The organism is Roseovarius sp. (genome assembly GCF_965277045.1).
Lineage (GTDB): Bacteria > Pseudomonadota > Alphaproteobacteria > Rhodobacterales > Rhodobacteraceae > Roseovarius.
Map to the genome: position 1 here is coordinate 2,032,965 of NZ_OZ255712.1, position 25,198 is coordinate 2,058,162.

The 25,198-nt window shown below is 63.5% G+C and carries 30 protein-coding genes; 12 read left to right on the forward strand and 18 right to left on the reverse strand.

The features are described from left to right. Positions 1 to 261 precede the first annotated feature (261 nt). Complete coding sequence (locus tag ACQY4V_RS10170; protein WP_428517083.1) at positions 262 to 654, forward strand: hypothetical protein; 393 nt, start codon at positions 262 to 264, stop codon at positions 652 to 654. Between the two features lie 289 nt (positions 655 to 943). Here ACQY4V_RS10170 and ACQY4V_RS10175 read toward each other — a convergent pair whose 3' ends face one another. Beyond that, positions 944 to 1,402: a phasin family protein gene (locus ACQY4V_RS10175; RefSeq protein ID WP_152492954.1), complete on the reverse strand. Its 459-nt coding sequence runs from the start codon at positions 1,400 to 1,402 to the stop codon at positions 944 to 946. A gap of 160 nt (positions 1,403 to 1,562) precedes the next feature. After that, positions 1,563 to 3,371, reverse strand: a complete 1,809-nt coding sequence (locus ACQY4V_RS10180; RefSeq protein ID WP_428517085.1) for a PHA/PHB synthase family protein — start codon at positions 3,369 to 3,371, stop codon at positions 1,563 to 1,565. A 159-nt stretch (positions 3,372 to 3,530) separates the two neighbouring features. Between ACQY4V_RS10180 and phaZ the strand changes: the two genes are divergently transcribed. Further along, complete coding sequence (gene phaZ / locus ACQY4V_RS10185; protein WP_428517087.1) at positions 3,531 to 4,829, forward strand: polyhydroxyalkanoate depolymerase; 1,299 nt, start codon at positions 3,531 to 3,533, stop codon at positions 4,827 to 4,829. Positions 4,830 to 5,170: 341 nt separating this feature from the next. On the opposite strand, the gene ACQY4V_RS10190 is transcribed toward phaZ, so the two are convergent. The 5 genes from ACQY4V_RS10190 to ACQY4V_RS10210 form a co-directional block, all read right to left on the reverse strand. Beyond that, positions 5,171 to 5,899: an alpha/beta fold hydrolase gene (locus tag ACQY4V_RS10190; RefSeq protein ID WP_428517089.1), complete on the reverse strand. Its 729-nt coding sequence runs from the start codon at positions 5,897 to 5,899 to the stop codon at positions 5,171 to 5,173. A 133-nt stretch (positions 5,900 to 6,032) separates the two neighbouring features. Beyond that, the gene (locus ACQY4V_RS10195; protein ID WP_428517091.1) at positions 6,033 to 6,785 is read right to left on the reverse strand and encodes an alpha/beta fold hydrolase; all 753 of its coding nucleotides are present in this window, start codon (positions 6,783 to 6,785) and stop codon (positions 6,033 to 6,035) included. Positions 6,786 to 6,856: 71 nt separating this feature from the next. Beyond that, a complete protein-coding gene (locus tag ACQY4V_RS10200) occupies positions 6,857 to 7,036 on the reverse strand; it encodes a hypothetical protein (RefSeq protein ID WP_428517093.1) in 180 nt (59 codons plus the stop codon). 165 nt (positions 7,037 to 7,201) lie between these two features. Next, positions 7,202 to 8,437, reverse strand: coding sequence for an MFS transporter (locus ACQY4V_RS10205; protein WP_428517095.1), 1,236 nt, complete (start codon positions 8,435 to 8,437; stop codon positions 7,202 to 7,204). Between the two features lie 24 nt (positions 8,438 to 8,461). Beyond that, on the reverse strand, positions 8,462 to 8,647 hold the full coding sequence (locus tag ACQY4V_RS10210; RefSeq protein ID WP_222450710.1) for a hypothetical protein: 186 nt from the start codon (positions 8,645 to 8,647) through the stop codon (positions 8,462 to 8,464). Between the two features lie 332 nt (positions 8,648 to 8,979). On the opposite strand from ACQY4V_RS10210, the gene thrS reads away from it, so the two are divergent. Beyond that, complete coding sequence (gene thrS, locus ACQY4V_RS10215; RefSeq protein ID WP_428517097.1) at positions 8,980 to 10,959, forward strand: threonine--tRNA ligase; 1,980 nt, start codon at positions 8,980 to 8,982, stop codon at positions 10,957 to 10,959. Between the two features lie 110 nt (positions 10,960 to 11,069). Here the strand turns inward: thrS and ACQY4V_RS10220 are convergent, their stop codons facing one another. Continuing rightward, entirely contained in the window at positions 11,070 to 11,438 is a 369-nt protein-coding gene (locus tag ACQY4V_RS10220) for a hypothetical protein (RefSeq protein WP_428517099.1), read from the reverse strand. 18 nt (positions 11,439 to 11,456) lie between these two features. Continuing rightward, positions 11,457 to 11,768: an arsenate reductase family protein gene (locus ACQY4V_RS10225; RefSeq protein WP_428517101.1), complete on the reverse strand. Its 312-nt coding sequence runs from the start codon at positions 11,766 to 11,768 to the stop codon at positions 11,457 to 11,459. 207 nt (positions 11,769 to 11,975) lie between these two features. On the opposite strand from ACQY4V_RS10225, the gene ACQY4V_RS10230 reads away from it, so the two are divergent. Then, complete coding sequence (locus ACQY4V_RS10230) at positions 11,976 to 12,182, forward strand: cold-shock protein (protein ID WP_057790118.1); 207 nt, start codon at positions 11,976 to 11,978, stop codon at positions 12,180 to 12,182. A gap of 36 nt (positions 12,183 to 12,218) precedes the next feature. Here the strand turns inward: ACQY4V_RS10230 and ACQY4V_RS10235 are convergent, their stop codons facing one another. The 5 genes from ACQY4V_RS10235 to ACQY4V_RS10255 form a co-directional block, all read right to left on the reverse strand. Further along, positions 12,219 to 12,515, reverse strand: coding sequence for a hypothetical protein (locus tag ACQY4V_RS10235; protein ID WP_428517103.1), 297 nt, complete (start codon positions 12,513 to 12,515; stop codon positions 12,219 to 12,221). A gap of 176 nt (positions 12,516 to 12,691) precedes the next feature. Beyond that, positions 12,692 to 12,970: a hypothetical protein gene (locus ACQY4V_RS10240; protein ID WP_428517105.1), complete on the reverse strand. Its 279-nt coding sequence runs from the start codon at positions 12,968 to 12,970 to the stop codon at positions 12,692 to 12,694. Positions 12,971 to 13,129: 159 nt separating this feature from the next. Next, the gene (locus ACQY4V_RS10245; protein ID WP_428517107.1) at positions 13,130 to 13,873 is read right to left on the reverse strand and encodes a TIGR02391 family protein; all 744 of its coding nucleotides are present in this window, start codon (positions 13,871 to 13,873) and stop codon (positions 13,130 to 13,132) included. Further along, positions 13,870 to 14,361: a dihydrofolate reductase gene (locus ACQY4V_RS10250; protein WP_428517109.1), complete on the reverse strand. Its 492-nt coding sequence runs from the start codon at positions 14,359 to 14,361 to the stop codon at positions 13,870 to 13,872. Before ACQY4V_RS10250 ends, ACQY4V_RS10245 begins: the two co-directional genes overlap by 4 nt. Beyond that, positions 14,361 to 15,152 carry a thymidylate synthase gene (locus ACQY4V_RS10255; protein ID WP_428517111.1) on the reverse strand — a complete coding sequence of 264 codons (792 nt, stop codon included), beginning with the start codon at positions 15,150 to 15,152 and terminating at the stop codon, positions 14,361 to 14,363. The genes ACQY4V_RS10250 and ACQY4V_RS10255 overlap by 1 nt, the downstream gene beginning before the upstream one ends. Before the next feature lie 234 nt (positions 15,153 to 15,386). Here ACQY4V_RS10255 and ACQY4V_RS10260 point away from each other — a divergent pair, with 234 nt between their 5' ends. The 6 genes from ACQY4V_RS10260 (at position 15,387) to ACQY4V_RS10285 (ending at position 20,292) form a co-directional block, all read left to right on the forward strand. Continuing rightward, positions 15,387 to 16,361 (forward strand): thymidylate synthase, encoded by a 975-nt coding sequence (locus ACQY4V_RS10260; RefSeq protein WP_428517113.1) that lies wholly within the window; start codon positions 15,387 to 15,389, stop codon positions 16,359 to 16,361. After that, a complete protein-coding gene (locus tag ACQY4V_RS10265; protein WP_428517115.1) occupies positions 16,288 to 17,727 on the forward strand; it encodes a hypothetical protein in 1,440 nt (479 codons plus the stop codon). Before ACQY4V_RS10260 ends, ACQY4V_RS10265 begins: the two co-directional genes overlap by 74 nt. An 81-nt stretch (positions 17,728 to 17,808) precedes the next feature. Continuing rightward, positions 17,809 to 18,237 (forward strand): VOC family protein, encoded by a 429-nt coding sequence (locus tag ACQY4V_RS10270; RefSeq protein WP_428517117.1) that lies wholly within the window; start codon positions 17,809 to 17,811, stop codon positions 18,235 to 18,237. Continuing rightward, on the forward strand, positions 18,237 to 18,851 hold the full coding sequence (locus tag ACQY4V_RS10275) for a DUF1287 domain-containing protein (protein ID WP_428517119.1): 615 nt from the start codon (positions 18,237 to 18,239) through the stop codon (positions 18,849 to 18,851). The genes ACQY4V_RS10270 and ACQY4V_RS10275 overlap by 1 nt, the downstream gene beginning before the upstream one ends. Then, on the forward strand, positions 18,848 to 19,552 hold the full coding sequence (locus ACQY4V_RS10280; RefSeq protein ID WP_428517121.1) for a DUF1194 domain-containing protein: 705 nt from the start codon (positions 18,848 to 18,850) through the stop codon (positions 19,550 to 19,552). Before ACQY4V_RS10275 ends, ACQY4V_RS10280 begins: the two co-directional genes overlap by 4 nt. Then, positions 19,549 to 20,292, forward strand: coding sequence for a DUF1194 domain-containing protein (locus ACQY4V_RS10285; RefSeq protein WP_428517123.1), 744 nt, complete (start codon positions 19,549 to 19,551; stop codon positions 20,290 to 20,292). Before ACQY4V_RS10280 ends, ACQY4V_RS10285 begins: the two co-directional genes overlap by 4 nt. A gap of 85 nt (positions 20,293 to 20,377) precedes the next feature. On the opposite strand, the gene ACQY4V_RS10290 is transcribed toward ACQY4V_RS10285, so the two are convergent. The 3 genes from ACQY4V_RS10290 to ACQY4V_RS10300 form a co-directional block, all read right to left on the reverse strand. Next, positions 20,378 to 20,878, reverse strand: coding sequence for a MarR family winged helix-turn-helix transcriptional regulator (locus ACQY4V_RS10290; RefSeq protein ID WP_254702944.1), 501 nt, complete (start codon positions 20,876 to 20,878; stop codon positions 20,378 to 20,380). 108 nt (positions 20,879 to 20,986) lie between these two features. Further along, positions 20,987 to 21,244 (reverse strand): succinate dehydrogenase assembly factor 2, encoded by a 258-nt coding sequence (locus tag ACQY4V_RS10295; RefSeq protein ID WP_428517125.1) that lies wholly within the window; start codon positions 21,242 to 21,244, stop codon positions 20,987 to 20,989. Between the two features lie 8 nt (positions 21,245 to 21,252). Beyond that, positions 21,253 to 21,705, reverse strand: a complete 453-nt coding sequence (locus ACQY4V_RS10300) for a helix-turn-helix domain-containing protein (protein WP_428517127.1) — start codon at positions 21,703 to 21,705, stop codon at positions 21,253 to 21,255. A gap of 42 nt (positions 21,706 to 21,747) precedes the next feature. On the opposite strand from ACQY4V_RS10300, the gene ACQY4V_RS10305 reads away from it, so the two are divergent. Both ACQY4V_RS10305 and ACQY4V_RS10310 read left to right on the forward strand, forming a co-directional pair. Next, on the forward strand, positions 21,748 to 22,950 hold the full coding sequence (locus ACQY4V_RS10305; protein WP_428517129.1) for a pyridoxal phosphate-dependent aminotransferase: 1,203 nt from the start codon (positions 21,748 to 21,750) through the stop codon (positions 22,948 to 22,950). A 49-nt stretch (positions 22,951 to 22,999) separates the two neighbouring features. Continuing rightward, complete coding sequence (locus ACQY4V_RS10310; RefSeq protein ID WP_428511373.1) at positions 23,000 to 23,416, forward strand: hypothetical protein; 417 nt, start codon at positions 23,000 to 23,002, stop codon at positions 23,414 to 23,416. A gap of 132 nt (positions 23,417 to 23,548) precedes the next feature. On the opposite strand, the gene ACQY4V_RS10315 is transcribed toward ACQY4V_RS10310, so the two are convergent. Further along, a complete protein-coding gene (locus tag ACQY4V_RS10315) occupies positions 23,549 to 25,030 on the reverse strand; it encodes a class I adenylate-forming enzyme family protein (RefSeq protein WP_428511375.1) in 1,482 nt (493 codons plus the stop codon). Positions 25,031 to 25,198 lie beyond the last annotated feature (168 nt).

The following is a 25,198-nucleotide window of genomic DNA, read 5'->3' on the forward strand; positions in this document are numbered from 1 at the left end:
GTCAGTCCGATGAGTCGTTGCGATTTGGGGTCACCTTACGCCGCTGCGACCTGATGGCAATCACTTGGTCCCGGAAGTGTGGTCATGGGGTCACAAAGGAATGTCCGCGACCGGCGAATAGCGGCCGGTCGACGTAAGTTGGCGATGGTGCGGAGGGTGTCCAAATTTCGCCACGCTTTGTCTTTAACGATCAGCTAAGGAATTTACCTTACAACCTTAAGAAATTAATTTTCAACCATAAGAAATACTGTGGAGGGATTAGTGAAAACCGGAATGGTCACGCTCGCAATTGGGTTCGGAATACTGGCAGCAACGGGTCTCAGCTATGTCCGGGCGATCGCGTCCGAGACTGCGGTTTATACCTTTCAGGTGAAGGATGGCAGTGGCTCGATGAGCTATCGCTGCGCAGTCGCGGCAACGCTTGCAAGTTCAGAGACCAACGCCCGTGCCGCTCATGCGATGTTTGAACCGGCCGTGCAGACCTCTGCGCGGCTACAGGCAAAAGCCATGGTTGCCAGCATGTCGCCGGACCGTGCTTCCTCTGATGTGGTGGCCGACCTGGACAGCATCAACGCCGAGGCTGACGCGCTTCGAGGCGAAACACATCGCGAGATGCAACGTCGGTTCGGCTGCAATTACATCGGCAGCACCTGAAAACGCTCGGCTTCCGTTTCGTCCCGCACAGCGGTCGGTCGAAAGACAACGCTCCGCGCGGAACAACGGTGCAGCTTGCAGCACCGCCCCCTATCTGAACGAACGCCAGGCGCGCACATCCGCAAGAGCCAATGGACAGACCACAAGCGTCAGCCGTGTCGCCTTCGGGCTGTCCTTCCCGAAATACGGACATCAAAAAAAGGGCGAGCCGGTGAGGCTCGCCCTTCGGTGTTCCGGGCCAAAAGGGAGGAAGATGGCCCGTACTCGTTAAACCGGTGACCGGCTCCGCTTACTTGGCAGCGGTGGTCGAGGCTTTCTTGGCCGCGGCGGTCATGTCGTCGGTTGCTTTCTTGACGGCCTTGGAAGCGTCTTCCTGCAGGTCTTTTCCAGCAGCCATCATCAGCTCGACCGTGTCCATCTGGACTTTCTTCGCGATCTCGGCGAAGGCGGCCATGTGCTCGGCAGCCGATTCAGCGTTGGCCGACGCGAAGTCGGTCATGGCTTTGGCATAGTCTGCCGGCTCGGATTTCGCCTTGGTGACGTCGCTGAGCTTGGACAGGGTTTCCTGGGTCCATTTGCCCGACAGCTCGGCCGACTTGGTGGCGGCTTCGAGCGCGACGCCCGACATTTTCTCGCTCAGGGCGGCCTGGTTCTTGAACGCTTCTTCCATCGCCTTGGTGTCGACGGGGAATGCGCCCATCATGTCTTTCATCATCGCGTTGATGTCTTGTGCTTGTGCTTTTGCCATTGGTACGGCTCCTTACTGTTCGGTTTCAGTCGTGTTCGTTTTGCAAGCGGTTGATCCGCTGTGTGCATCTGCAACATATATAGATGCTGCATCGCAGCATTGCAACCCTTTTTGCTGCACTGCAGCAAAACTTTCACACGATCTGAAAAAACGTTTCGCGTCAGGCAGTTGCCTTGCGCAAAACGTAGGTTCCGGGCGCGGGACCAAGGCTGGGATGCTCGGAATCGCCCGGTTTGCGGGCCTTTACCTTGGTGCCCGAGCGCTTGCGCAGCCAGGTTTCCCACATCGGCCACCAGGAGCCTTCGCGCTCGGTCGCGCCCTCCAGCCACTCTTCGGGCGTGGGCGGCAGGTCCTTGTTCATGTAATAGCCGTACTTCTTTTTCGACGGCGGATTGACGATGCCGGCGATGTGGCCGGACTCGGACACGATGAAACTGCGATCGGTCGATCCGGTCTGCAGGAAGCCGCGGTAGCAGTCGCGCCAGGCGGCGATGTGATCGCTTTGGCAGGTGACGGCCATGATCGGCACGGTCACGTCGCTGATATGCACTTTTTCGCCGCAGACGGTCATGCCGTCGGTGACGAAGGCATTGGCCTGGCAAAGGTCGCGCAGGTATTGCTTGGTCATTGCGCCCGGCAGGTTCGCGCCGTCGCCGTTCCAGTAGAGAAGGTCGAAGGCGGGCGGTGTCTCGCCCATCATGTAACTGCGGATCGCGGGTTTGTAGATCAGGTCGTTCGAGCGCAGGAAGGACATGGTGCGCCCCATGATGAAGGAGCGCAGGATGCCCTGCTCTTCCACTTCGCGTTCGATGCCGTCGACGAAATCGTCCTGCAGGAAGGGCACGAACTCGCCCTGCTCGCCGAAATCGGTGAGTGCGGTGAAGAAGGTGGCGGACTTGACGGACGTGTCGCCGCGCTTGGCCATCAGCGCCAGCGTCAGGTGCAGCGTTGTGCCGGCGATGCAATAGCCCACCGCGTTGACCTGTTTCTCGCCGGTGATCGCCTTGGCCTCGCGGATGGCGGTCAGGAAGCCTTCCTCGATGTAGTCGTCGATCAGCACGTCGGAATAGGAGGCGTCGGGGTTGACCCAGGAGACCACGAAGAGCGTGTAGCCCTGATCGGTGATCCACTTGATCAGGCTGTTTTCCTGTTTCAGGTCGAGAATGTAGTACTTGTTGATCCAGGGCGGGAAGATCACCACCGGGGTCTTGTGGACCTGCGCGGTGGTGGGGCTGTACTGGATCAGCTCCATCAGGCGGTTGCGATAGACTACCTCGCCTTCGCTCACGGCGACGTTCTCGCCCAGCTTGAAGGCCTCCTCGTCGCACAGGCGCACGACCATTTCGCCGTTGTTGGCCTCGAGGTCCGCCACGAGATTTTCCAGCCCCTTCACCAGGCTTTCGCCCTCGGTTTCGAGCGCGCGTTCCAGCGCGTCGGGGTTGGTGCCAAGGAAATTCGTCGGGCTCATCATGTCGACGATCTGGCTGGCGAAGTAGTTCAGGCGCTTGCGGTCCTTGGGGTCGAGGTCGTCGGCCTCGGCCACGGCCTTTTCCACGGCCTGCCGGTTGAGCGCATATTGCTGTTTCACGAGCCGGAAATAGGGGTGGGTCCGCCACAGGGGATTCGTGAATCGCTTGTCGCCCTCCAGCGGGTCGGGATCGTCTTCGTCAGCGTCGGACGGGGGGTGGCCCTGAAGCAGCGATTGCTGCGCCTCCATGAAGTGGCGAACGGACTTGCCCCAGTATTCCAGCTGCTGTTCGTAGATCTTGCCGGGGTTCTCCATCAGCGCCTGCCAGTAGGAGGCTGCTGCACGTGCATAAAGATCCTGCCCCGGACCGTTCAGTTCGGGCATGGGCGGATTGCGGTGGCTGAGCGCCTGCACGAGCCTTTGTGACAAGGCTTCGACCTTTTCGAGATTTTCGTTCATCCGCTCTAGATTTTTTTCGTCAGCGGTGTCGGGCGTTGCCATTTCCACGAAATCCTCTAATCTTTCTGCCGTGCAGCATGGCGCAGGAGGCCTGCGTCTGGTATGCAAGTGTTAACGTCGCCCCGCCTATACAGGTCCCCGGGGCCTGCGGGACTGCGACGAATGGAACCAACTCGGTCGGTCCGGCCGAAGGAGTAAGTAATGCGTTACATGGCCACCTACGACTTGATGGAAACCATCCGCAACACCAACCAGTGGCTGGGTGCGACGGCCTATTCCATGGCATCTTACCCCATCTTCGCGCTGACCCCAAACCCTGCATTTCAGTGGTTGGCCGCCTGGGGCGAAGTGACCGAACGCACGTTCCAGCGGATGGTCGCAAAGCCCGACTGGGGGATCGAGTCGATCACCGGCGAGGATGGGCGCGATCATCTGATCAGCATCGAAACGGTGGTGGAAAAGCCCTTTGGCGATCTCATCCATTTCAACGTGCAGGGGCGCGACGAGATGGATCGCCGCGTTCTGCTGGTGGCGCCGATGTCGGGGCACTATGCGACGCTGCTGCGCTCGACCGTGAAATCGCTGCTGCCCGATTGCGAGGTCTACGTAACCGACTGGCACAATGCCCGCGACATCCCGGTCAGCGAAGGCAAGTTCGATGTCGAGGATTACACACTGTACCTCGTGGATTTCATGCGGCACCTCGGGCATGACCTGCACGTCATCGCGGTGTGTCAGCCCGCACCGCTGACGCTGGCCGCTACCGCCTATCTGGCCGAGCAGGACCCCGAGGCGCAGCCGCGTTCGCTGACGCTGATCGGCGGGCCGATCGACCCCGATGCCACGCCGACCGAGGTGACGGATTTCGGCCACAGCGTTACGATGGGCCAACTGGAAGGCACGATGATCCAGCGCGTCGGGTTCAAGTATCCCGGCGTGGGGCGCAAGGTCTATCCCGGGCTGCTGCAACTGGCGTCGTTCATGTCGATGAACGCCGAGCGGCACAGCCAGGCCTTCATGAACCAGATCACCCGCGTGGCGCAGGGCGAGGCCAGCGACCGCGACCCGCACAACAAGTTCTACGATGAATACCTGGCGGTCATGGACATGCCGGCGGAGTTCTACCTGTCGACGGTCGAACGCATCTTCAAGGCGGGCGAGATCGCCAAGAACGAATTCGTGGTCGATGGCCACAAGGTGGATATCGGCGCGATCAGCAAGGTCGCGGTGAAGACCGTCGAGGGCGGCAAGGACGACATTTCGGCCCCCGGGCAATGCGTGGCGGCGCTGGACCTGCTGACCGGGTTGCCGGACGACATGAAGGCCAGCCACCTGGAGCCCGAGGCGGGCCATTACGGCATCTTCGCGGGCCGGTCCTGGCGCAACAACATCCGGCCCCTGGTGCTGGATTTCATCGACGCCAATTCCGAGGACCCGGCGGCGCGCAGCCGCACGAAGTCGCGCAAGGACAAGAAGAAGGCCAAGATCGCGGCGGAGTGAAGGGGCGCGCCTTGGGCGGAGAGATCCCGGATGAGGTCCGGGATGACGGGTGTTTGACTAAGCCGCGCGATTGCAAGACCGCGCGATGGCGAACCGACCTGCGTTCAATGCACTTTATAGTAGCCATCTCCGCAAATTCTCGGGTTGAGGCACTTACATCACCCAATCGCCAGTCCGGGGGGCGGTCTGGCGATCGCGCTGCGGCGCGGCAGGGCCGCGCCTTTGTTCCGCGCGGGAGACAAAGCCATACGCCATCCCGGACGTGATCCGGGATCTCGTGGTCACACAGATCCTCGGGTCAAGCCCGAGGATGACTTGCTGAATTGCCGGCTTGCCCCGCCCTACCCCGCCTCGACCCGCCGGTGCAGAACCAGCGGCTGTTTCAGCCAGACGCGCAGCGCGGCCGTCACGGCCTCGGGGGATTCAAGCGTCGGCAGGTGCCCTGCCTCCTGCACCAGCGCCAGTTCGGCGTTGGGGATGAGACCGGCCATGAACTCGTGCCGCTTGACCGGGGTGAGCGTGTCATGCACGCCGCACATCACCAGCGTCGGCACGTGGATCTTGCGCAGGGTCGCCTGGTAGTCGCGGCGGCGCTGCAGGGCGCGGACCTGGCGGGTGATGGCCTCGGGTCCGAGGTTCTCGGCCATCTTGGTGACCATGTGCAAAATCGAGGTACGCTCGGCATTGGGGGCCAGGTGTTCGGGTCGCAACAGCGCCGACACTGCCTGGTCGATGAAGCCCGCCCGCAGCTTGGTGACGACGGGTTCGTAATTCGCGGCCGATTGCGGCGTCTCGGCCATCGAATTGGTGTCCATCAGGCAGAGCCGCGTCACCCGGTCCGGCGCGCGGCGCACGATTTCCAGCGCCACGATCCCGCCCATGGACAGCCCGGCCAGCGCAAAGCGGCGCGGCAGGTGGTCGAGCAGGCCCGAGGCGATTTCCTCGATCCGGTCGCCGTGGGAAATGGGCGCGACGGTCACGGGCAAGTCGGGGCTGAGCGCCGTCATCTGGGGGCCGAAGACGCGTGCGTCACACATCATGCCCGGCAGAAACACCAAGGGGTCCTTCATCGCTTTTTCCTTAACCTGCCCGCGCGCTTTGCGCTGTTTTATGCAAGCGATTCTGCCACAGGCGCGCGGGAAAACCAAGAAAACTCGCGCGGGCTACGGCAATCCGCCGATCCGGTCGGGACAGTGTCGGCGCTCACGCGATGCGCTCGAGCACGTCCTCGATGGAGCGGATGATGAGCGCGAGGCAGTCGGGATCGGAAAAGCGGTGATCGGCGCCGTCCACGAGCGTGAGGCGCATGTCGCGGCCCTTGGCGTGGTCCAGAAGGCGCAGGGCCACGGACATGTCCACATCCGCATCGGCGGTGCCTTGCAGGAAGCGCGCCGGGAACGGCAGTTTCAGGTCCGAGCGCAGGACGAGGTTGTCGCGGCCGTCCTCGATCAGGCGGTGGGTGATGATGTAGGGCTCGTCATATTCGCTGGGCAACGCGAGGCGGCCCTTGGCCTTGAGCTCGGCGCGCTGCGCCTCGGTGAAGCCGGCCCACATGCTGTCCTCGGTGAAATCGGGGGCAGCGGCGACCGTGACCATGCCGGCGATACGGTCGGGGATGGCGCGGGCCATGAGCAGGGAAATCCAGCCGCCCATGGAGGAACCGACGAGGATTTGCGGGCCGTCGGTCAGTTCCTCGATCGCGGCCTGGGCGTCCGCCGCCCAGTCGCCGATGCAGCCATCAGTGAAGGCTTCGCCGCTTTGACCATGTCCGGAATAGTCGAACCGCAGAAAGGCGCGGCCGGTGCGCTTGGCCCAGTCTTCGAGATGGAGGGCCTTGGTGCCCTCCATGTCGGATTTGAAGCCGCCGAGAAAGACCACTTCCGGCCCGTCCCCGTCGGTCTTGTGATAGGCCAGACGACGCCCTTGCGGCGAGGTCAGCATCTTGGTCTCTGACATCTTGGGTTCCCTTTCGAGGTTTGAAGGGAACCTGTCACCCTACGCGCGGCGTTTCAAGCCGCCAGCGGTGGTCAGAGAATGGAGCCTATCGTGCGCTCGATGCGGTCAAGCGTGTATTCCCGCTCCTGCCCCGGTTTGTCGGGGACCGCGCTGGCCGGGAAGCCGAGATAGATGGTTCCCGCTGCTTGATCGGAATCATCCGCATCACCGGAGTCGCCGGTGCTGTCGGAGCTGGTGTCGTGACGTGTCATATTCGTTACCGTTCGTTTTCTTCCGCGTCTGAGGCTCATCAGGCCTGTGAATGAAGCTAGCATCTCATGGAAGAATGAAAATTCTCTTTTTTTCACAATATGTTACAGTGAACATTCGCATACAGGCGAATACGGCGCGATACAATTGTATGCAGATGTATGCCGTTATTTGACATCGCGAAGGCCGAGCGCGGCCAGCCCGCCTAGGGCCGACATGGCCGCAAACCCGATTAGGGCGGCGTTCGGACCGACCCAGCTGAGCGCGCCGCCAAAGGCCCCCGCCAGCAGCAGGATGATCCCGATGGCAAGGTTGGCGACGGCGGAATTCACGGTGCGGCGATCCTCGGGCGAGATGTCGACAAGGTAAGTCGAGCGCGCCTGCCGCACGCCGTGATAGGCCACCATCAGCACGAAGAGAACGCCGGGTATTATTGCGGTGGTCTGGGCCCATCCCGCGATGTTCGCCAGGACGCCCGCCGCCATGGCCAGCGCCCCCAGAAGCCCTGCCGCGAGCAGCATCAGGCGGCTGGAGCGGTCGGCCAGCCAGCCCCAAGCGTAGGAGCTGACGAACCCCGCCGCTGCGGAGGCCACCAGCAATGCGCCCAGTGTGCGCAGGTTGTTGTCGTCGCCTTGTGTGGTCATCACGGCCAGGAACGGCGGCGCAAGCGCGGTGGCGGTCAGAAGGCCGCGCACCAGGATGAAGCGGCGCAGGTTCGCGTCTTCGCGGATCACGTCGCGGAAGCGGTGCAGGCCGGTGTCCTGTTGCGGGGTGCTGTCCTCTTCGTCGAGAGTCGAGAAGATGATGGCCGCGGCGACCCAGAGGCAGGCGGCGAGCGCGATGGCGGCGATCACGGCGGCTTTGGTCTGGATCAGGCCCGACAGCATCAGCCCGGCAAAGACCAGCACCGCGATGGACGCGACCGAGCCTGCCATGCCGGTGACCGCGCCACGCTTGGTCTGGCCCACGGTCTTGCCCAGGATGTCTTTGTAAGAGACCGAGCAGGCCGCGCGGAAGATCGCCAGCGTGGCCAAGAGCACGCAGATGGCAAGCCCCGCCGCCCAGCCTTGCAGGAAAATAGCCGAGGCGGCGATGCCGGCGGCCATGAGCCCCTGTCCCGCGCTGCCCGCAACCCACATCCAACGGCGTTGCTTGCGCTGTTCCAGCCAGGGCGCCATCAGGACCTGCGGCAGAAGCGCCCCGGCCTCGCGCAACGGCACAAGCAGGGCGACAAGGCTGCCCGGCGCGCCGAGAACACCCAGAAGCCAACTGAGCACCAGCTTGGGGTCAATCAGGCCGTCGGCGATTTTGGTAAGGCTGAGGGAAAAGATATGCCGAAGCCCGTTGCGGGCCTCGGCCTTGTCACTTTCCTGTCCTGTCAGTCGTTCGAATGCGGCTTGCACTGCGCACCTTGTCGTTGAGGCTGGTTAGCCTCCGACATAGGGCGCGGACTTGGGACGGTAAAAAACTTTTTGGTTGTGCAGCCGACCGAGGAGGTCGTGGATGCGACGGGTCACCGGCTCGGGCTGGTTCGATTTCGAGCTGTGCAGAGCGCTTTCGATCAGTTCCATGTCCTCGACGGAGAGTTCGAATTTGTCGTTGTAGCGTGCCATGGTCTTCTGCTCCTTACGATACGGCGACGTGCGATAAGTAAACCTGAATGCACGTTTCGATATTGTTATATAGGAGATTTCGGCACATCGTAAAGGGGAATTTTTCGTTCCTTATCAAAGGCTTTCAGAAGGGTGCGCTGCGACGCGGCAAGGCGGATTCGCATACTTTTGCACACCGAATCCGCGTTTGGACGACTGACTTGGCGAGACGAACGGCCAGGCTGGGCAGGCCATGCTTGACTTGCCCCCCGGCCCGCGCCACAACCCGGGCCAAGACACCATAACCCGCAACCGGGCGTTCCGTGGGCGCCAAACTGACGAGGAGGCCAGACATGGCTCAGATCTCTCTTACCCTTCCCGATGGCAATGCGCGGCAATACGACGCTGGGATAACCCCGGCGGAGGTCGCCGCCGACATTTCAACTTCGCTGGCCAAGAAGGCCATTTCCGCCCATGTGGACGGCAAGCACTGGGACCTGGCCTGGCCCATCGAGCAGGATGCCGAGATCGCCATCAACACGATGAAGGACGAGGAGGCCGCCAACGAGCTGGTGCGCCACGACCTTGCGCACATCATGGCCCGCGCCGTGCAGGAGATCTGGCCCGAGACCAAGGTCACCATCGGCCCGGTGATCGAGAATGGCTGGTATTACGATTTCGACCGGGACGAGCCCTTCACGCCCGAGGATCTGGGTGCCATCGAGAAGAAGATGCGCGAGATCATCAACCTGCGCGATCCGGTCCGCACCGAGGTGTGGGAGCGGGACCGCGCGGTGCAGCACTACAAGGACAATGGCGAGCCCTACAAGGTCGAGTTGATCGACGCCATTCCGGGCGACGAGCCGTTGCGGATGTATTGGCATGGCGACTGGCAGGACCTGTGCCGTGGGCCGCATTTGCAGCATACCGGCCAGGTTCCGGCGGATGCGTTCAAGCTGATGTCCATCGCGGGAGCCTATTGGCGCGGGGATTCCAGCCGCCAGATGTTGCAACGGATCTATGGCGTGGCCTTCACCGGCAAGGAAAAGCTGAAGGCATACCTGAATTTCCTCGAAGAGGCCGAGAAGCGCGACCACCGCAAGCTGGGCCGCGAGATGAGCCTGTTTCACATGCAGGAAGAGGCGCCGGGACAGGTGTTCTGGCACCCCAACGGCTGGACGATCTATACCCAGTTGCAGGACTACATGCGCCGCAAGCAGCGCGCCGGGGGCTATCGCGAGATCAACACGCCGCAGGTCGTGGACCGCAAGCTGTGGGAGAAATCCGGCCACTGGGACAAGTACCAGCACCACATGTTCATCGTGGAGGTGGACGAAAGCCGCGACGGCGAGGATGACGACGCGGGCGTCAAGAACAAGGAGCAGACGCGGATCAACGCGCTGAAGCCGATGAACTGTCCCTGCCACGTGCAGGTGTTCAACCAGGGTCTGAAATCCTATCGCGACCTGCCTTTGCGGCTGGCCGAGTTCGGCTCGTGTGCGCGGTTCGAGCCATCGGGCGCGCTGCACGGGATCATGCGGGTGCGCGGGTTCACGCAGGATGACGCGCATATCTTCTGCACCGAAGAGCAGATCCAGGAGGAATGCGCGCGGTTCATCGATTTCCTCGCGGATGTCTACCGCGAGCTTGGTTTCCCGGAGTTCGAGATCCGGTTCGCAACGCGGCCCGAAAAGCGCGTGGGCACGGATGAAAGCTGGGACTATGTCGAAGGCGCGCTGGAAAACGCGATCAAGGCGGTGGGGCGTGACTATACGCTGGAGCCGGGCGATGGCGCGTTTTACGGGCCCAAGCTGGACTTTTACCTGACCGACGCCATCGGCCGGGTCTGGCAATGCGGCACGTTTCAGGTGGACCCCAACCTGCCCGAGCGGCTGGATGCGACCTATATCGGCGCGGATGGCGAAAAGCACCGGCCTTACATGCTGCACCGCGCGACGCTGGGCAGCTTCGAGCGGTTCATCGGCATCCTGATCGAGAACTGGGAAGGCAAGCTGCCCTTCTGGCTGGCCCCCAGGCAAGTGGTCGTGGCCTCGATCGTGTCCGAGGCGAACGAGTACGTGCTGGACGTGGTCGATCAGTTGAAGGCCGCGGGCGTTCGGGCCGAGGCGGATTTGCGCAACGAGAAGATCAACTACAAGGTCCGCGAACACTCTGTGGGCAAGGTGCCGGTGATCCTGGCCGTGGGGATGCGCGAGGTCGAGGAAAAGACCGTGTCGGTACGGCGGCTGGGCGAAAAACAGACCAGTGTGCAGGGCCTGGAGGAGGTCACGGCATGGCTGGCCAAGGACGCGACGCCACCCGATCTCGCCTGACGCCTATTGCAAGGAACCGCACGCCCCGGGCTTGACCCGGGGCCTCTTGCCCTTCCGCGCGAGGCCCCGGCTCGGGGTCCGGGGCGGGGTGAGCTTTTGTCAGCCGAGGTTCAGAAATGGGCCTTGGGTTCGTCGGGTTTGCCGGCGGCGATGGCCAATAGGCCGGCCAGCCCGACGAAGCCGATGGGAAAAAGCGTGAAGGGCCCGATGCCGAACGTGTAGGTCATCAGCGCCGCCGAGATCAGCATCAGGATGCCGCCCCAGAGCGCCCGGGCCTTGGCCATGGCCGCCCCGGCAATGGCCAAGAGCGGCGAGACGAAGCTGGCGGTGCGCACAAGTCCTTCGCGGTCGAGCGCGGAAGCCAGCCCCTCGACCTCACCGTATTCGCGAATGAACTCCGTATAGCCGAAGGTGAAGAAGCCCACGATCAGGGCGAGGCAGCCACCGATGAGGCCCAGAACAAGTGCCGCGTTGCGCATGGTCGTCTCCTGTCTGCTTTAGGTCAGCGCCGCCTGCACGTCCTTGCCCCAGCCGAGGTAGAGCGTGCCGCCATCGTCGATCAATGGGCGTTTCATCAGCGTGGGATGCGCGGCGAGCAGGTCGAGCGGGTCGCCCGCGCGTACGGCCTCGGACAGGTCGCGCCAGGTGGTGGAGCGGGTGTTGAGCAAGGCCGCGCCGAATTTTCCATGCGCCGCCCGCAGCACGTCGGCGGGCACGCCATCGGCGCGGACATCGCGAAACTCGGCGTTTTCAAGAGATTTCAGCGCCTTGCGGCAGGTGTCGCAGGTTTTCAGCCCGTAAAGGATCATGGTGTCGTCCGCTCACGTTTTCATCAGGTGACCCTACCTAAGCATGGGCCCGCCGTGTTTCACTTGCTTTTTACACGCTGTGCACAATCTTCATTACCGTGGTCTTGGTCTTGCAACCTCCGGCCGACGTGCCGGGGGCCAGCAGAGGCCCCTTGGCCGCATGGCCCGGCATACCCGGGGAATAGAACGGCAAGAAGGAGAAGCGGAATGCCGACAGGCACCGTTAAATGGTTCAATACGACGAAGGGCTATGGTTTCATCGCCCCGGAAGAAGGCGGCAAGGACGTCTTCGTGCATATCAGCCAGGTGGAACAATCCGGAATGACCGGCCTGGCCGACAATCAAAAGGTTGAATACGAGCTTCAGGAAGGCCGCGACGGTCGGCCCATGGCGGTCAATCTGAAGGCGGTCTGAAACCGCCCGAGCGTGTGTGCGACGCGAAAGAGCGGTTCAGGCCGGGTTGTCGGCCTGAACAACGTCCCAATTTTCCCCCATTGCGACGATGCAGGACGTGCCGGTGGCATACGTCACCACCAGCGTCCAGCCGCCGCTGTCATCCGTCCAGACCTCCATGACCTGATCGGGACCCTGGGTGCCCCGCGCGAGACGCGACTCGCCGAACTGGCGGGTCAGCTTCTGCGTCAGGCTGTGGCTGGGCGCGCAGAGGATGTCCGCGATGGGGCTGGCCGCAACCGCCGGAACGGCGCCGAGGGCGGCCAGGGTGACGGGGATGATACACCTGAACATGGGGCTACTCCTGTAAATCACCGGGAGACGACATGTAACAGATTTATGACCGCAAGTATAGTGCGCGTATATACGCAAGATATACGCCCGTGCCCGCCGGACCGCCGCCGTCACACGAAAAAAGAGCGCACCCCCGGTACGCCCTTTTCACCGATTTCAGGTCCGTCGGCGGTGGATCAGAAGCAGCCCTTCTGCCCTTCGGCACAGTTGTGGGACTGGCGGGACTTGTGGACATAGTGCCGTTTCCTGGGCGCCGGGTGCTGCATGACCTGTTTGTAGCTTTGCGTCTGGTTCGGCTTGCCGCAGCAGATGACACCGGAAATGGTGATCGGCTGCAGGCCGTAGGGGCAATAGTTTTCCTTGGAATGATACGGATAGATCTTGGCATCGGCGAGCGCCGGCCCGGCGATGGCGGTCATGGCCAGCGCGGCCACGATGGGTTTAAGAATGCGCATAAGGTCCTCGTTCGCTATAATTTTTTTCAGCCCGTCCCACGGATACCAGATATGGTACGCGCTGGCGGGGGTGTGTCAATTTTTTTGATGTGGGATAGAGATAGGGAGATAGCGGCCGGTAAGAAGTAAATTGGCCTCTCACTAGAACGAACAAAACTTCTAGCGCCTAGAATCAACTATCCGAAGTAGATGACTTGCCAGAGATAATATCTCTGCTGCTTCTCGAGGGTCTTGCAAAGGTACTCGCCTGTGAGAGTGCGGGTTTTTGTACGAACCGACTGCACCAACAAAAAGTGCCGCAAGCGCCTCCCTTTCTCCAACTTCAGTAGATAAATCAGTTAGAGGCCCATTTTCCTTGTGAAAGGCTTTCCGCATTAGGTTGACGCCCAGATCTGCATCCACGAAGCCCCCGGCCTCCCGGACCTGAATCTCCACCGCACGCATAGCTTGGAAAACTGCCGTCGGATAATCGATCCTTAGAAACGAAATCCAAGCATCAGACAACAAATTCGGATGCAGACTGTCTCTTAGAAGGGCGACACTTGCCGAAAATTGTACGGTGTTTTCCTCGTCACTGAGGGACATCCCGCGACGACTGACTACATACCAATCTTTGCTGTCTGGCGCAGGAACCAACAATTGTTGCGCGACTAACCACCAGAAAGCCTCCATGAATACAGCTTTAAGTTGCTTGGAGTATTCTTGCGGATAGCCGCTAGAGTTAGCGCCACGCCCAGCCGTTGGAAAACTATTTACCTCGTTATGAATGTTGAAGGTCGCGCTAAAAGGATCCCGGTCTCCAATTCTTTTCTTAAGATACTTCAAGCATTTTGCACCAAGCTCTTCAGGAGTGAGGGCAAGTATCACATCCACATTAGGAATCTCGGAGTAAATCTCGTTCATGAAACCAACCTCAACAACTCCACCACCTCACATCGCGGCCCCTCGTCCTGCAAGACAAACCGCACGCTCTCCCGCCACTCCGCCGCCTCATATTCCGGGAACCACGTGTCGGCGTCCTCGACGGCCAGGTCGACCTCGGTGATCACCAACCGGTCGGCGCGGGGCAGAAGGGCATCGTAGATCCCGGCCCCGCCGATGCCGCAGATATGGGCATAGCCGGCGGCATGCGCGGCGGCGATGGCGCTGTCGATGGAGGAATGGACGTGCTCGGCGCCGTCGGGCGCGCCGGAGGAGACCACGAGGTTCAGGCGGTTCGGCAGGGGGCGGTATTTCTCGGGCAGGCTTTCCCACGTGCGGCGGCCCATGATGCAGGCGGTGCCGGTGGTCTCGCGCGAAAAGAACTTGAGGTCGGCGGGGATGTGCCACGGGATGCCCCCCTGCCGCCCGATGGCACGGTTGCGGTCGGTCGCCACCACCAGCGAGATCATCAGACCGCCACCGGGGCGGGAATGTGCGGGTCGGGGTCGTAGCCGGTGATCTCGAAATCCTCAAAGCGGAAGTCGAAGATCGATTTGACCTCACGGGTGATGCGCAGCGTCGGTAGCGGCTTGGGCGTGCGGGACAGTTGCAGTTTCACCTGGTCGACGTGGTTGGAATAGATATGCGCGTCGCCGAAGCTGTGGACGAAATCGCCGGGCTCGTAGCCGGTGACATGGGCCAGCATGTGCAGCAATAGCGCGTAGGAGGCGATGTTGAACGGCACGCCGAGGAACATATCGGCGGAGCGCTGGTACAGCTGCAGGTGCAGCTTGCCGCCATTGATGCGCACCTGCCAGAGCGTGTGACAGGGCGGCAGGGCCATGTCGGGCACGTCGCCCGGGTTCCAGGCCGAGACGATCAGGCGGCGGCTGTCGGGGGTGTCGCGGATCATCTGCATCAGGGTTTCGATCTGGTCGATCTCGCCCACCGGCCCCGGCCAGTGGCGCCACTGGTGGCCATAGACCGGCCCGAGGTCGCCGTCCGCGTCCGCCCATTCGTCCCAGATGGAAACGCCGTTTTCCTTGAGATACGCGATGTTGGTCTCGCCCGAGAGGAACCACAGCAGCTCGTGTATGATCGAGCGCAGGTGCAGTTTCTTGGTGGTCACCAGCGGGAAGCCGTCGGCCATGGCATAGCGCGATTGCAGCCCGAAGGCCAAGATCGTGCCGGTGCCGGTCCGGTCGGTCGAGGGCACGCCATGGGTCATCACATGGGCCAGTGCGTCGTGATATTGCTTCATCGGGTCTTTCCGCCGTTGGACATTTGCGGGGCGCGGACAACTAATGCGAGTCGCACCCCACTATATCTTGTGAGGCGGCGCAAACAATCCTCCAGATCGGGTGGCGGTTGCGGGGCAACACAGCCTGATTTTCCTGCCCCGGCGCATGAAAAAAACTTTGACTTTGCAGGCTTGCGCGCTGACTCTCGGGCAAAACAATACAAAAACGACCACATATTGAGGGCAGTACTCATCATGAACCGTTTCGTGGCATCACTCGTGCTGCCGGCGTTCCTGCTGGCATGTGGCGGGGGCAGCAACCCGTTCACCCCTGACCCCGCGGCGCCGGACCCCGGAACCGGCGGGGACGGTGACAACCCGGGCACCGACGCAGGCATCCCGACCGAGCTGGCCGGTGACCTGACCCGTCTGAACTACAACGCGGCGACGCAGACATTGACGGTCGAGGGGCTGACACTGGACGGAGGCGACGATCCGCTGGTGTACAGACGGCGCCCCGGCCTGGATCGGAACGGGTACGAAGCCTATACGTTCCAGGACGACGGGCGCGACCGTCACTATACGATCTACGTCGCAGAAGCCAACAACAACTCAGGTGTTCGAGCCGGTACGAGCGCCTCGGGAGGAGTGCGCAACCGGTTTTTCGGGGGTGGGTACTACGAGCGGGATGGTGACTTTTCGCCGGCAACGGGCCAGGTCAGCTATGCAGGTAACTACGTAGGCGTCACGAACCTGGCCGGAAGCGGCGAAGATCTCACGCCCCCTCCGGCCGGTCTGGACCCGGACCTTGTTCCGACCCAGGCGGCCGAGGTCACCGGGCGCGTGGAGCTTCAGGCAAATTTCGGAGATGACGCTGCGGTCGAAGGAAACATCATCGAACGTACGATCGTGGACGGCGGCACCGCGCTGCCCTCGATCGTCCTGGTCAACACACCGATAAGCTCCGATGGTACCTTCGTCGGTCAGGCCGAATACGAGCAGGGCGATTTTCCCGGTGAAAACGTGACCGGCCAGAAGATTGGCGATTACGGTGGTATTTTCGGAGGCACGAACGCGTCCGGCGTTGCGGGCGTCATCCACCTGGATGAATTCGACGGACCGAACAACCCGCTCGGCCTCGAAAACGAAGAGGAATATGGCGTTTTCGTGCTCGACCAATGTGGCCAACCTGTCGAAGACGCCGCTGGCTGTGCCGGCACGAACCCGTAACGCCCGCGCCACGGCCGCGTTTGCGCTGATCGCGGCGCTGTCGGCCTGGGGTCTTTCGGCCCCGGCCGAAGACGGCGTCGAGATGACCCTGCCCCAGGCGCAGGCGCTGGCCGTTCAGGCACTCAAGCAGAACCGCCCGAAGCTGGCCTATCAACTGAGCGAAGGCCTGCTCAAGGCCAACCCACGTGACGGTCAGGCGCATTACACGCAGGCGCTGGCTTTCGCGCAGGTCAAGGCCTACGGGTTTGGCCGCAAGTCCGCGCGCAAGGCGTTCAACACCGCCCAGACAGAGGTGCAGAAATACGAGGCCGCGCAGCTGGCCTCGCAGATGGCCTATGCCGACGACCGGCTGACCCTGTCGCAGTTCTGGCTGCGCCGCGCGGTGCAACACGCGCCGACCGAGGACGTGCGCCAGGAGTCGGTCAAGGCGTTCCGCACCGTGCGCGCGCACAACCCGCTGAACTTCAACCTGAAATTCTCGGTCTCGCCATCGGACAACGTCAACAACGGATCCAACAGCCCCTACAACATCATCGACGGCGTGCCGGTTGTGGGCGTGCTGTCGCCCAGCGCGCAGGCGATCGACGGGATCGTTGCCACCACCGATCTGCAGGGCAGCTATCGCATCGCCTACGGCGAGCGGTACATGACGCGGCTGACCGGGCGGGCCTATACGCGACAGGTGACGTTCAACGATGCCGTGCCGGGGCTGAGCGGATCGGACATTTCGTCCTCGCGGTTGCAGGTCGGGGTGAACCATCTGGCGGTCGACGCGTCCAAGCGCGGCCAGTGGGAATTCGACCTGACCGGCGGGCGCGTCTGGTACGGCGACAGCCCGCTTTACGATTTCGCGCGGCTGGGGGTCGAACGGCACAATCGCATTGGTGAGAACATGCGCCTCGGCTTTGGCGGCGCGGTCGAGTTCCAGGAAGACGAGACCTGGCCCTATAACGACGCCATGCAATACGAAGGCTTCGCGCAGCTGAGTTACAAGCTGGCGAATGGCGCGCGGATCGGCGGATATCTGAACTACCGCACCACCGAAACGGACGGGGTGAACCGCGCGCGCGACCAGTGGACCGGGATCGTCAGCTACACGATGGGGCGCGAGATCGGGCCGGCTCTGTTCAGCTTTCAGCTGGGCCACAGCCTTGTCGCGTACGACAAGTACCGCATCATCGGCCCCGTCCCCGGCGGGCGCAGCGACAACAGCACCTTCGGCGGCGTCACAGCGACCTTCCAGGACTGGAGCTATCTGGGCTTCGTGCCCACCGTGTCGGTGAACACCGAGGCGACGGATTCCAACATCAGCCGGTTCGACGTGGACGAAACCTCGGTCAGTTTCGGCATCCGCTCGGAATTCTGAGGCCCCCGCCCCCGCTCTGGACAGCGCGGTGCTTTCGGCTAACTGTGGTGGGGAAATCAAATACAAAGGAGCCGCACGCTTATGGCGCTGAAATACCTGCACACGATGGTCCGGGTGAAGGACCTGGAAAAATCCATGGCCTTCTACGAGCTTTTGGGCCTGAAGGAGACCCGGCGCATGGACAGCGAGGAGGGCCGCTTTTCGCTGATCTTCATGGCGCCGCCGGGGCAAGAGGAATGCCCGGTCGAGCTGACCTTCAACTGGGACGGCGACGACGACTTGCCCGATGACAGCCGGCATTTCGGCCATTTGGCCTATTCGGTCGATAACATCTACGACATGTGCAAGCACCTGCAGGACAACGGCGTGACCATCAACCGCCCGCCGCGCGACGGACGCATGGCCTTCGTGCGCAGCCCCGACAACATCTCGGTCGAGCTGTTGCAGGCGGGTGACGCGCTGGGGCCGGCAGAGCCCTGGGCCAGCATGGAAAGCACCGGGCACTGGTGATGGGTCTGCACCGTCTTCCGCTGATCGCGGCGGCGGTGCTGGCCGCCCCTGCCCCGGCCATGGCCGACGCGCTGGCCGAGGCGGCGGCGGACCAGGTGGGCGTGACGGTGATCTACGATCCGTCCTATGTCGGGCTGGACTTTCCCGGCGGCGACGTGCCGCGCGAACGGGGCGTGTGCACGGACGTGGTGATCCGGGCGTTGCGCGATGCCTACGGGATCGACCTGCAACTGGCGGTGAACCGCGATATGAAAGCGGATTTTGCCGCCTACCCCGCCCTCTGGGGCCTTTCCACGACCGACCGCAACATCGACCACCGGCGGGTGCCGAACCTGGAAACCCTGCTGCGCCGGATCGGCGCGGCACGGGACCCGAGCGACGACCCGGACGATTTCGCGCCGGGCGATATCGTCAGCTGGCGGTTGGCGGGGTTGGGCCTGCCGCATATCGGGATCGTGTCCGAGGGCCGCAGCGCCGATGGCGCGCGCCCGCTGGTGACCCATAACATCGGCTGGGGGACGCGGACCGAGGACATCCTGTTCGACCATGACATGGTGCTGCGCGCGCGGCTGGACGCGGCCGCACGGGACCGGCTGCGGGCGTTGGCGCAATGAGGGCGTGGCGCGCGCTGGTCCTTGCGCTCTTGGCGCTGATGCCACTCAGGGCCGGGGCCGAGGGGTGCCGGCTGGCGCTGGTGCTGGCGGTCGACGTGTCGTCGTCGGTGGATGCTGCCGAGTATGACCTTCAGCGCGTCGGGCTGGCCGCGGCGCTCGATGCCGAGGAAGTACGCCACGCGATCCTGCGGGGCGCGCCGGGGCATGTGGCCCTGGCGGTCTACGAATGGTCCGGGTTCTACCAGCACAAGCTGCAACTGGACTGGACGGTGCTGGACGGCCCCGGCGCGATCGACGGCGCGGTCGAGACCCTGCTGAAGATGCGCCGCAGCCATGACGAGTTTCCCACCTCGATGGGGCCGGCGCTTGGCTATGGCGCGAGCCTTTTGCAAAAGGGGCCGGCCTGCGAGCGGCGGGTGATCGACGTGTCGGGCGACGGGGTGAACAACTATCGCTACGGCCCGCGCGAGGCGTACCGGCATTTCCCGATGCAGAACGTCACGGTGAACGGCCTGGTGGTGCTGGGCGAGGACCCCGGCGTGCTGACCTGGTACGGGGCGGAAGTGCTGCACGGGCCGGGCGCGTTTCTGGTGGTGGCCAACGGGTTCGACGAGTTCACCGAGGCGATGACCCGGAAACTCTATCGTGAAATCAACGATATCATCCTGGGCGGCGTGACCCGCCCCGGTCCGCACGGATGAGCCTGCGGGCGCTGGCCGTCTGTTGCGTTGCAATGTGGGCGGGCGTGGCCCACGCCGAGTGTCGGCAGGCGCTGGCGCTGGGGTTGGACGTGTCGGGATCGGTCGACGCGGGTGAATACCGGCTGCAGACCGACGGGCTGGCCTCCGCGCTCTTGGCGCCGGACGTGCAGGAGGCGTTCCTGGCGGTCCCCGAAGCCCCTGTGCGGCTGATGATCTACGAATGGAGCGGCGTACGGGACCAGCGCGTGCTGCTGGACTGGACCGAGATCGACGGCGCGGCGCGCCTGGCCGAGGTTGCGGCCCGCCTGCGGGCGACGCAAAAGGCCAGGGGCGACGACCCCACGACGGCGATCAGCGCGGCGATCCTGTTCGGGGTGGCGGCGCTGAGCCAGCAGGCGGGCTGCCTGCGGTGGACGCTGGACATCTCGGGCGACGGGCCGGCCAATATCGGGCTGCACCCGCGCGACCTGACCGAGGGGGATCTGGGCGACGTGACCGTCAACGGGCTGGTGATCGGGCCGCAATCGCGGTCGAACACGTCGAAGAACCTGCATAACGTCAAATCCTTGGAAGGCTATTTCCGCGCCTTCGTCCTGCACGGGCCCGGCGCCTTTGCCGAGACCGCGCGGGACCATGCGGATTTCGCCGCCGCCATGCGCCGCAAGCTGGTGCGCGAGCTGCAACTGCCGAACCTGTCCCGGCTCGTGCCGTCGCAGCCCGCGGGCCTGCGCCTGCCTTGAGGTGTATCGCGTCCGACCGGGGTTTTCAGCGCAAGGCGTAGCGCGGTCATCAACCGGAAGGGGCGCGGGTTTCCCGCGACACGTGTCAGTAGATATAGCGGATCTGGTCGGTCCAGTACCGTTCGACCCGGCGCAGGGCGCCGGTGATCTGGTCGATGCCGTCATGGCTAATCACGCCGCGCGATTGCAGCCCCTCGGCGTGCCGTTCGAACAGGCCGGCGACCACGTCGCGGATGCCCCGCCCCTTCTGCGTCAGCCGTACGCGGACCGAGCGGCGGTCGATCTCGCAGCGCTGGTGGTGCATGTAGTCCATCTCGACCAGCTTCTTGAGGTTGTAGCTGACATTGCTGCCCTGGTAATAGCCGCGGGTCTTGAGTTCGCCCGCCGTGACCTCATTGTCGCCGACATTGAACAGCAGCAGCGCCTGTACCGCGTTGATCTCTAGCACGCCGATGCGTTCGAACTCGTCCTTGATGACATCCAGAAGCAGCCGGTGCAGCCGCTCCACCAGTGACAGCGCATCGAGATACCCCGCCATGAACCCATCCGACTGCACAGCGGTCGGCATCTGTTGTTGAAAACTCATCACTGTCTCCGTGCGCTACTGCTCGGAGACCGATGTGACAAAGAAAGCCGAATAATCGGTTAAATGCCGCCAATACCGCGTAAAATGCGAACTATTTCGCGGCTTGAATCAGCCGGCGGAGGCGGCCCGGACCTGCCCGATCAGGCCGGCCAGGTGCGGCGGCGGTGGCGTCTGCCCCGTGACCCACTGGTAGAGGTCCTGGTCGTTCTCTTCCAGCAGCGCCTCGTAGAGGTCCAGTTCGGCCGGGGACAGCGCGGCCAGACGCGCCTCGGAAAAGCGCATCAGCAGGATGTCCATCTCCTTGGTGCCGCGCCGCATCGACCGCATGCGCAGCCGCTTCAGCCTGGTATCGCCGGTCTCGGTCACGGGCTGGATCAGACCCGGTCCTGCAGGGCCTTGCGCAGTTTTTTCTCAAGCAACCCAAGGCGTTCGGCGGTGCCGACGACCTGGGTACGCAGGGCGCGGATCTCGGTCACGAGTGCGGTCACGTCCGCATCCTCGGCGGCGTCGCTGGGGGCGTCGGGGCCGTCGCCCTCGGCCATGAGAAGCCAGCGCAGGCTGACGTTCAGCAGCCCGGAAATGGTGGAAAGCTTGTTCGCCCGCGGTTCTGTCACGTCGTCTTCCCAGCCCTGCAGGGTCTTGAGCTTGACGCCGAGGCGCTGCGCCATCTGCTTTTGCGTCATGCCCGCCGCCTCGCGCGCGCCCGCAAGGCGGTCACCGAACGTGGTGGCCTCGGGATCGTACCAGTCGTTTTGCGTTTCGGCGGTCATGGTCTTCCTTTCCGGGGCGTGGCCCATCGAATGCGTCTTGCCTAGCATACGGGCCATGACCTACGAAGACCACAGCCGAAAAACCACCCGAGGTGCGACATGAATCCGCTATCCGCGACATTGGCCCGTGTGAAACCCTCGCCGACCATGGCGATCTCTGCCAGGGCGCTGGAGATGAAGGCCGCCGGCGAGGACGTGATCGGCCTGAGCGCGGGCGAGCCCGACTTCGACACGCCCGAGAACATTCGCGCGGCGGGCATCCGCGCCATCGAGGAAGGCCGCACGCGCTATACCGCGCCCGACGGCATCCCCGAGCTGAAACAGGCGGTCTGCGCCAAGTTCAAGCGCGACAACGGGCTGGACTACACGCCCGCGCAGGTCAGCATCGCCTCGGGCGGCAAGCAAATCCTGTATAACGCGCTGATGGCCACGCTGAACCCCGGCGACGAGGTGGTGATCCCGGCGCCTTACTGGGTCAGCTACCCGGACATGGTGACGCTGGCGGGGGGCACGCCGGTGATCGTCGAGGCGGGGATCGAGACCGGGTTCAAGCTGACGGCCGAGGCGCTGGAGGCGGCGATCACGCCGAAGACCCGCTGGTTCATCTTCAATTCGCCGTCCAATCCCACCGGGGCGGGGTATTCGTGGGACGACCTGAAGGCGCTGACGGATGTGCTGATGCGGCATCCGCATGTCTGGGTGATGACCGACGACATGTACGAACACCTGGCCTATGGCAATTTCCGCTTCTGCACGCCGGCGCAGGTGGAACCGGGCCTTTACGAGCGCACGCTGACCTGCAACGGGGTTTCCAAGGCCTACGCGATGACCGGTTGGCGGATCGGCTATGCCGCCGGGCCCGAGGTGCTGATCGGGGGGATGCGCAAGATCCAGTCGCAATCCACCTCGAACCCCTGTTCGATCAGCCAATGGGCCGCGGTCGAGGCGCTGAACGGCACGCAGGATTTTCTTGCCCCCCATAACGCGATCTTCGTACGGCGGCGCGACCTGGTGGTCGACGCGCTGAACGCGATCCCGGGCATCACCTGCCCGCGGCCCGAGGGGGCGTTCTATGTCTATCCTTCGATCGAAGGGCTGATCGGCAAGACCAGCGCGGGCGGCACGGCGATCGACAGCGACGAGGCCTTCGTGACGGCGCTGCTGGAGGAGACCGGCGTCGCGGTGGTGCATGGCGCGGCCTTCGGCCTGTCGCCCTATTTCCGTGTCAGTTACGCCACATCGGATGCCGCCCTGAAGGAGGCCTGCGCCCGGATAGCGGACTTTTGCGGGAAATTGTCGTAATGGATCAGGCGATTGACCGAAATCCTGTCACGTCGCAGGGGAGGCCCGCGTGAGCGGCGAGTTGCCAGACTATTACTTCCGCGTCCGCGAGAACGGGGCGTTCGTGTTTCGCGTGGACACCGAGAACCGCCAGCGGCGGATCGAGATGGACCAGATCGCTGTCATCAACATCAAGAACGGACAGGTCAAACCCCACGGCGACCGCGAGCTTTCGGACGAGGACGCACGGGTCATCAAGGAATGGATGGATGCCCGCACCGAGTTGCTGGCAAGGCGGGACATCGACGATATTCACCGAGCGGTGGATTACCTGAACCTGACCACGCACTGGGCCCAATCGCGCGCCACGGATGACCAGCTGGAAGACGTGACAGACGCGCTCTTGATGGCGATGCACGACCTGCGCTCGGTGCTGGTGCGCAAGAAGGCGGACCGGCTGTTGGCCGGGGACAAAGACGACGATTAAGCCACCAATTTCCGCGCGGAAATTGGCCCGGAAAATGCGTATTTTCCGGAACAGGATTTACGCAAATCCTGGGGCATTTTCTTGCAAGAAAATGGTGCGGAAATTTGCAAATTTCCGCCCGCGCCCGGCGGGTTACGGCTGTGAAAGTTTCTCGCGCAGCACGGTCTTCACCACCTTGCCGTAGTTGTTCTTGGGCAATTCCTTCACCGCGAAATAGGCCTTGGGCCGCTTGAACCGCGCGATCCGGTCCAGGCAATGGGCGTCGAGTGCGGCGTCGTCCAGCGTCTCGCCCTTGGGCACCACGAAGGCCACAACCTCCTCGCCCCATTCGGCGCTTTGGCGGCCCACCACGGCCACCTCGGAGACATCTGCATGGGTCAGCAGCGCCTCCTCGACCTCGCGGGGATAGATGTTCTGGCCACCCGAGATGATCACGTCCTTGGAGCGGTCCTGCAACGTGAGATAGCCCTTTGCATCGAGGCTTCCCATGTCGCCGGTGAAAAGCCAGCCGTCGCGGATGGTTTCAGCGGTCGCGGCCTCGTTGCGCCAGTAGCCGGGCATCACCAGGTCGCCGCGCACCATGATCTCGCCCACCGTGCCGGGCGGCAGGGGGTTGCCCGCTGCGTCGCCCACGCGCAGTTCGACCCCGGCCTGGGCAAGGCCCACGGTGGCAAGCGCGCGCCGGGCGGCGACGTCTTCGCGCGACAGGGCGGTGATCGCCATAGGTGCTTCGCCCTGGCCGTAGATCTGGAGGAAGACAGACCCGAACACTTCCAGCGCCGCCTCGATATCGGCCACGTACATCGGGCCTCCGCCATAGACGATGCTGCGCAGGCCGGTGCCGTCGCGATCCTGCTCCCGCGCATGGTCGGTCAAACGGCGGACCATCGTGGGCGCGGCGAAAAGGTGCATCCGCCCGAACTGCGCCGCGAGGTCGAGGATTTCGCCCGGGTCCACGCCGCCGCTTTCGGGCACCACATGGCGGGCGCCCATCAGCACATGCACCAGGCTGTAGAGCCCGGCGCCATGGCTCATCGGCGCGGCATAGAGCGTGGTGTCTTGCGGGCCGACCGCATCGACCGAGGCGAGGTAGGCAAGGCTCATCGCCTGAAGCATCCGGTGGGTGATCTGCACGCCCTTGGGCCGCCCGGTGGTGCCGGAGGTGTAGAAAAGCCACGCAAGGTCCGACGGTGCCCGCGACACGAGGGGCAGCGCGTCGCCCGCGATCTCGTCCGGGGACGCCACCGGACAGGCGGCCCCCGCCAGCGCCCCCTCCAGCGCCCTGGCCTGCGCCCCGGTCGCGATGCAGAGCGACGCCTCGGCGTTGCCGAGAATCCAAGCCGCCTCCTGCCCGTGCAGACGGGCGTTGACCGGCACGGCCACGGCCCCGGCGATCCAACTGCCGAACAGCGCCACGAGATAGGCGGGGTGGTTCGCCATGAAGAGCGCAACGCGGTCGCCGGGACCGATCCCGCGCGCGACCAGGCCGCCGGCGAAGGCGGCCGCACGGGCGTGAAGCCCGGCGTAATCGGCAACGCTTTGCGTGCCGTGGAAAAGCGCGGGCGCGGTCCCGCGTGCCTCTGCCTGGCGCTCAAGCCAATGGGCGATGTTCATGCGCAACCTCGTGGCCAACGTGTTGCCGCTAGTGTTTCCGCGACCGCCGGTCAGTTCAATCGCAAACTCTGCCGCTGCATCGCGGTGCGCGCATTGGATGGCGAAAAGCCACTCGCCTGTGACGCCTTTGATTTTCCCCTCGCAATCCGGCGCCAAATGCCCCAGATT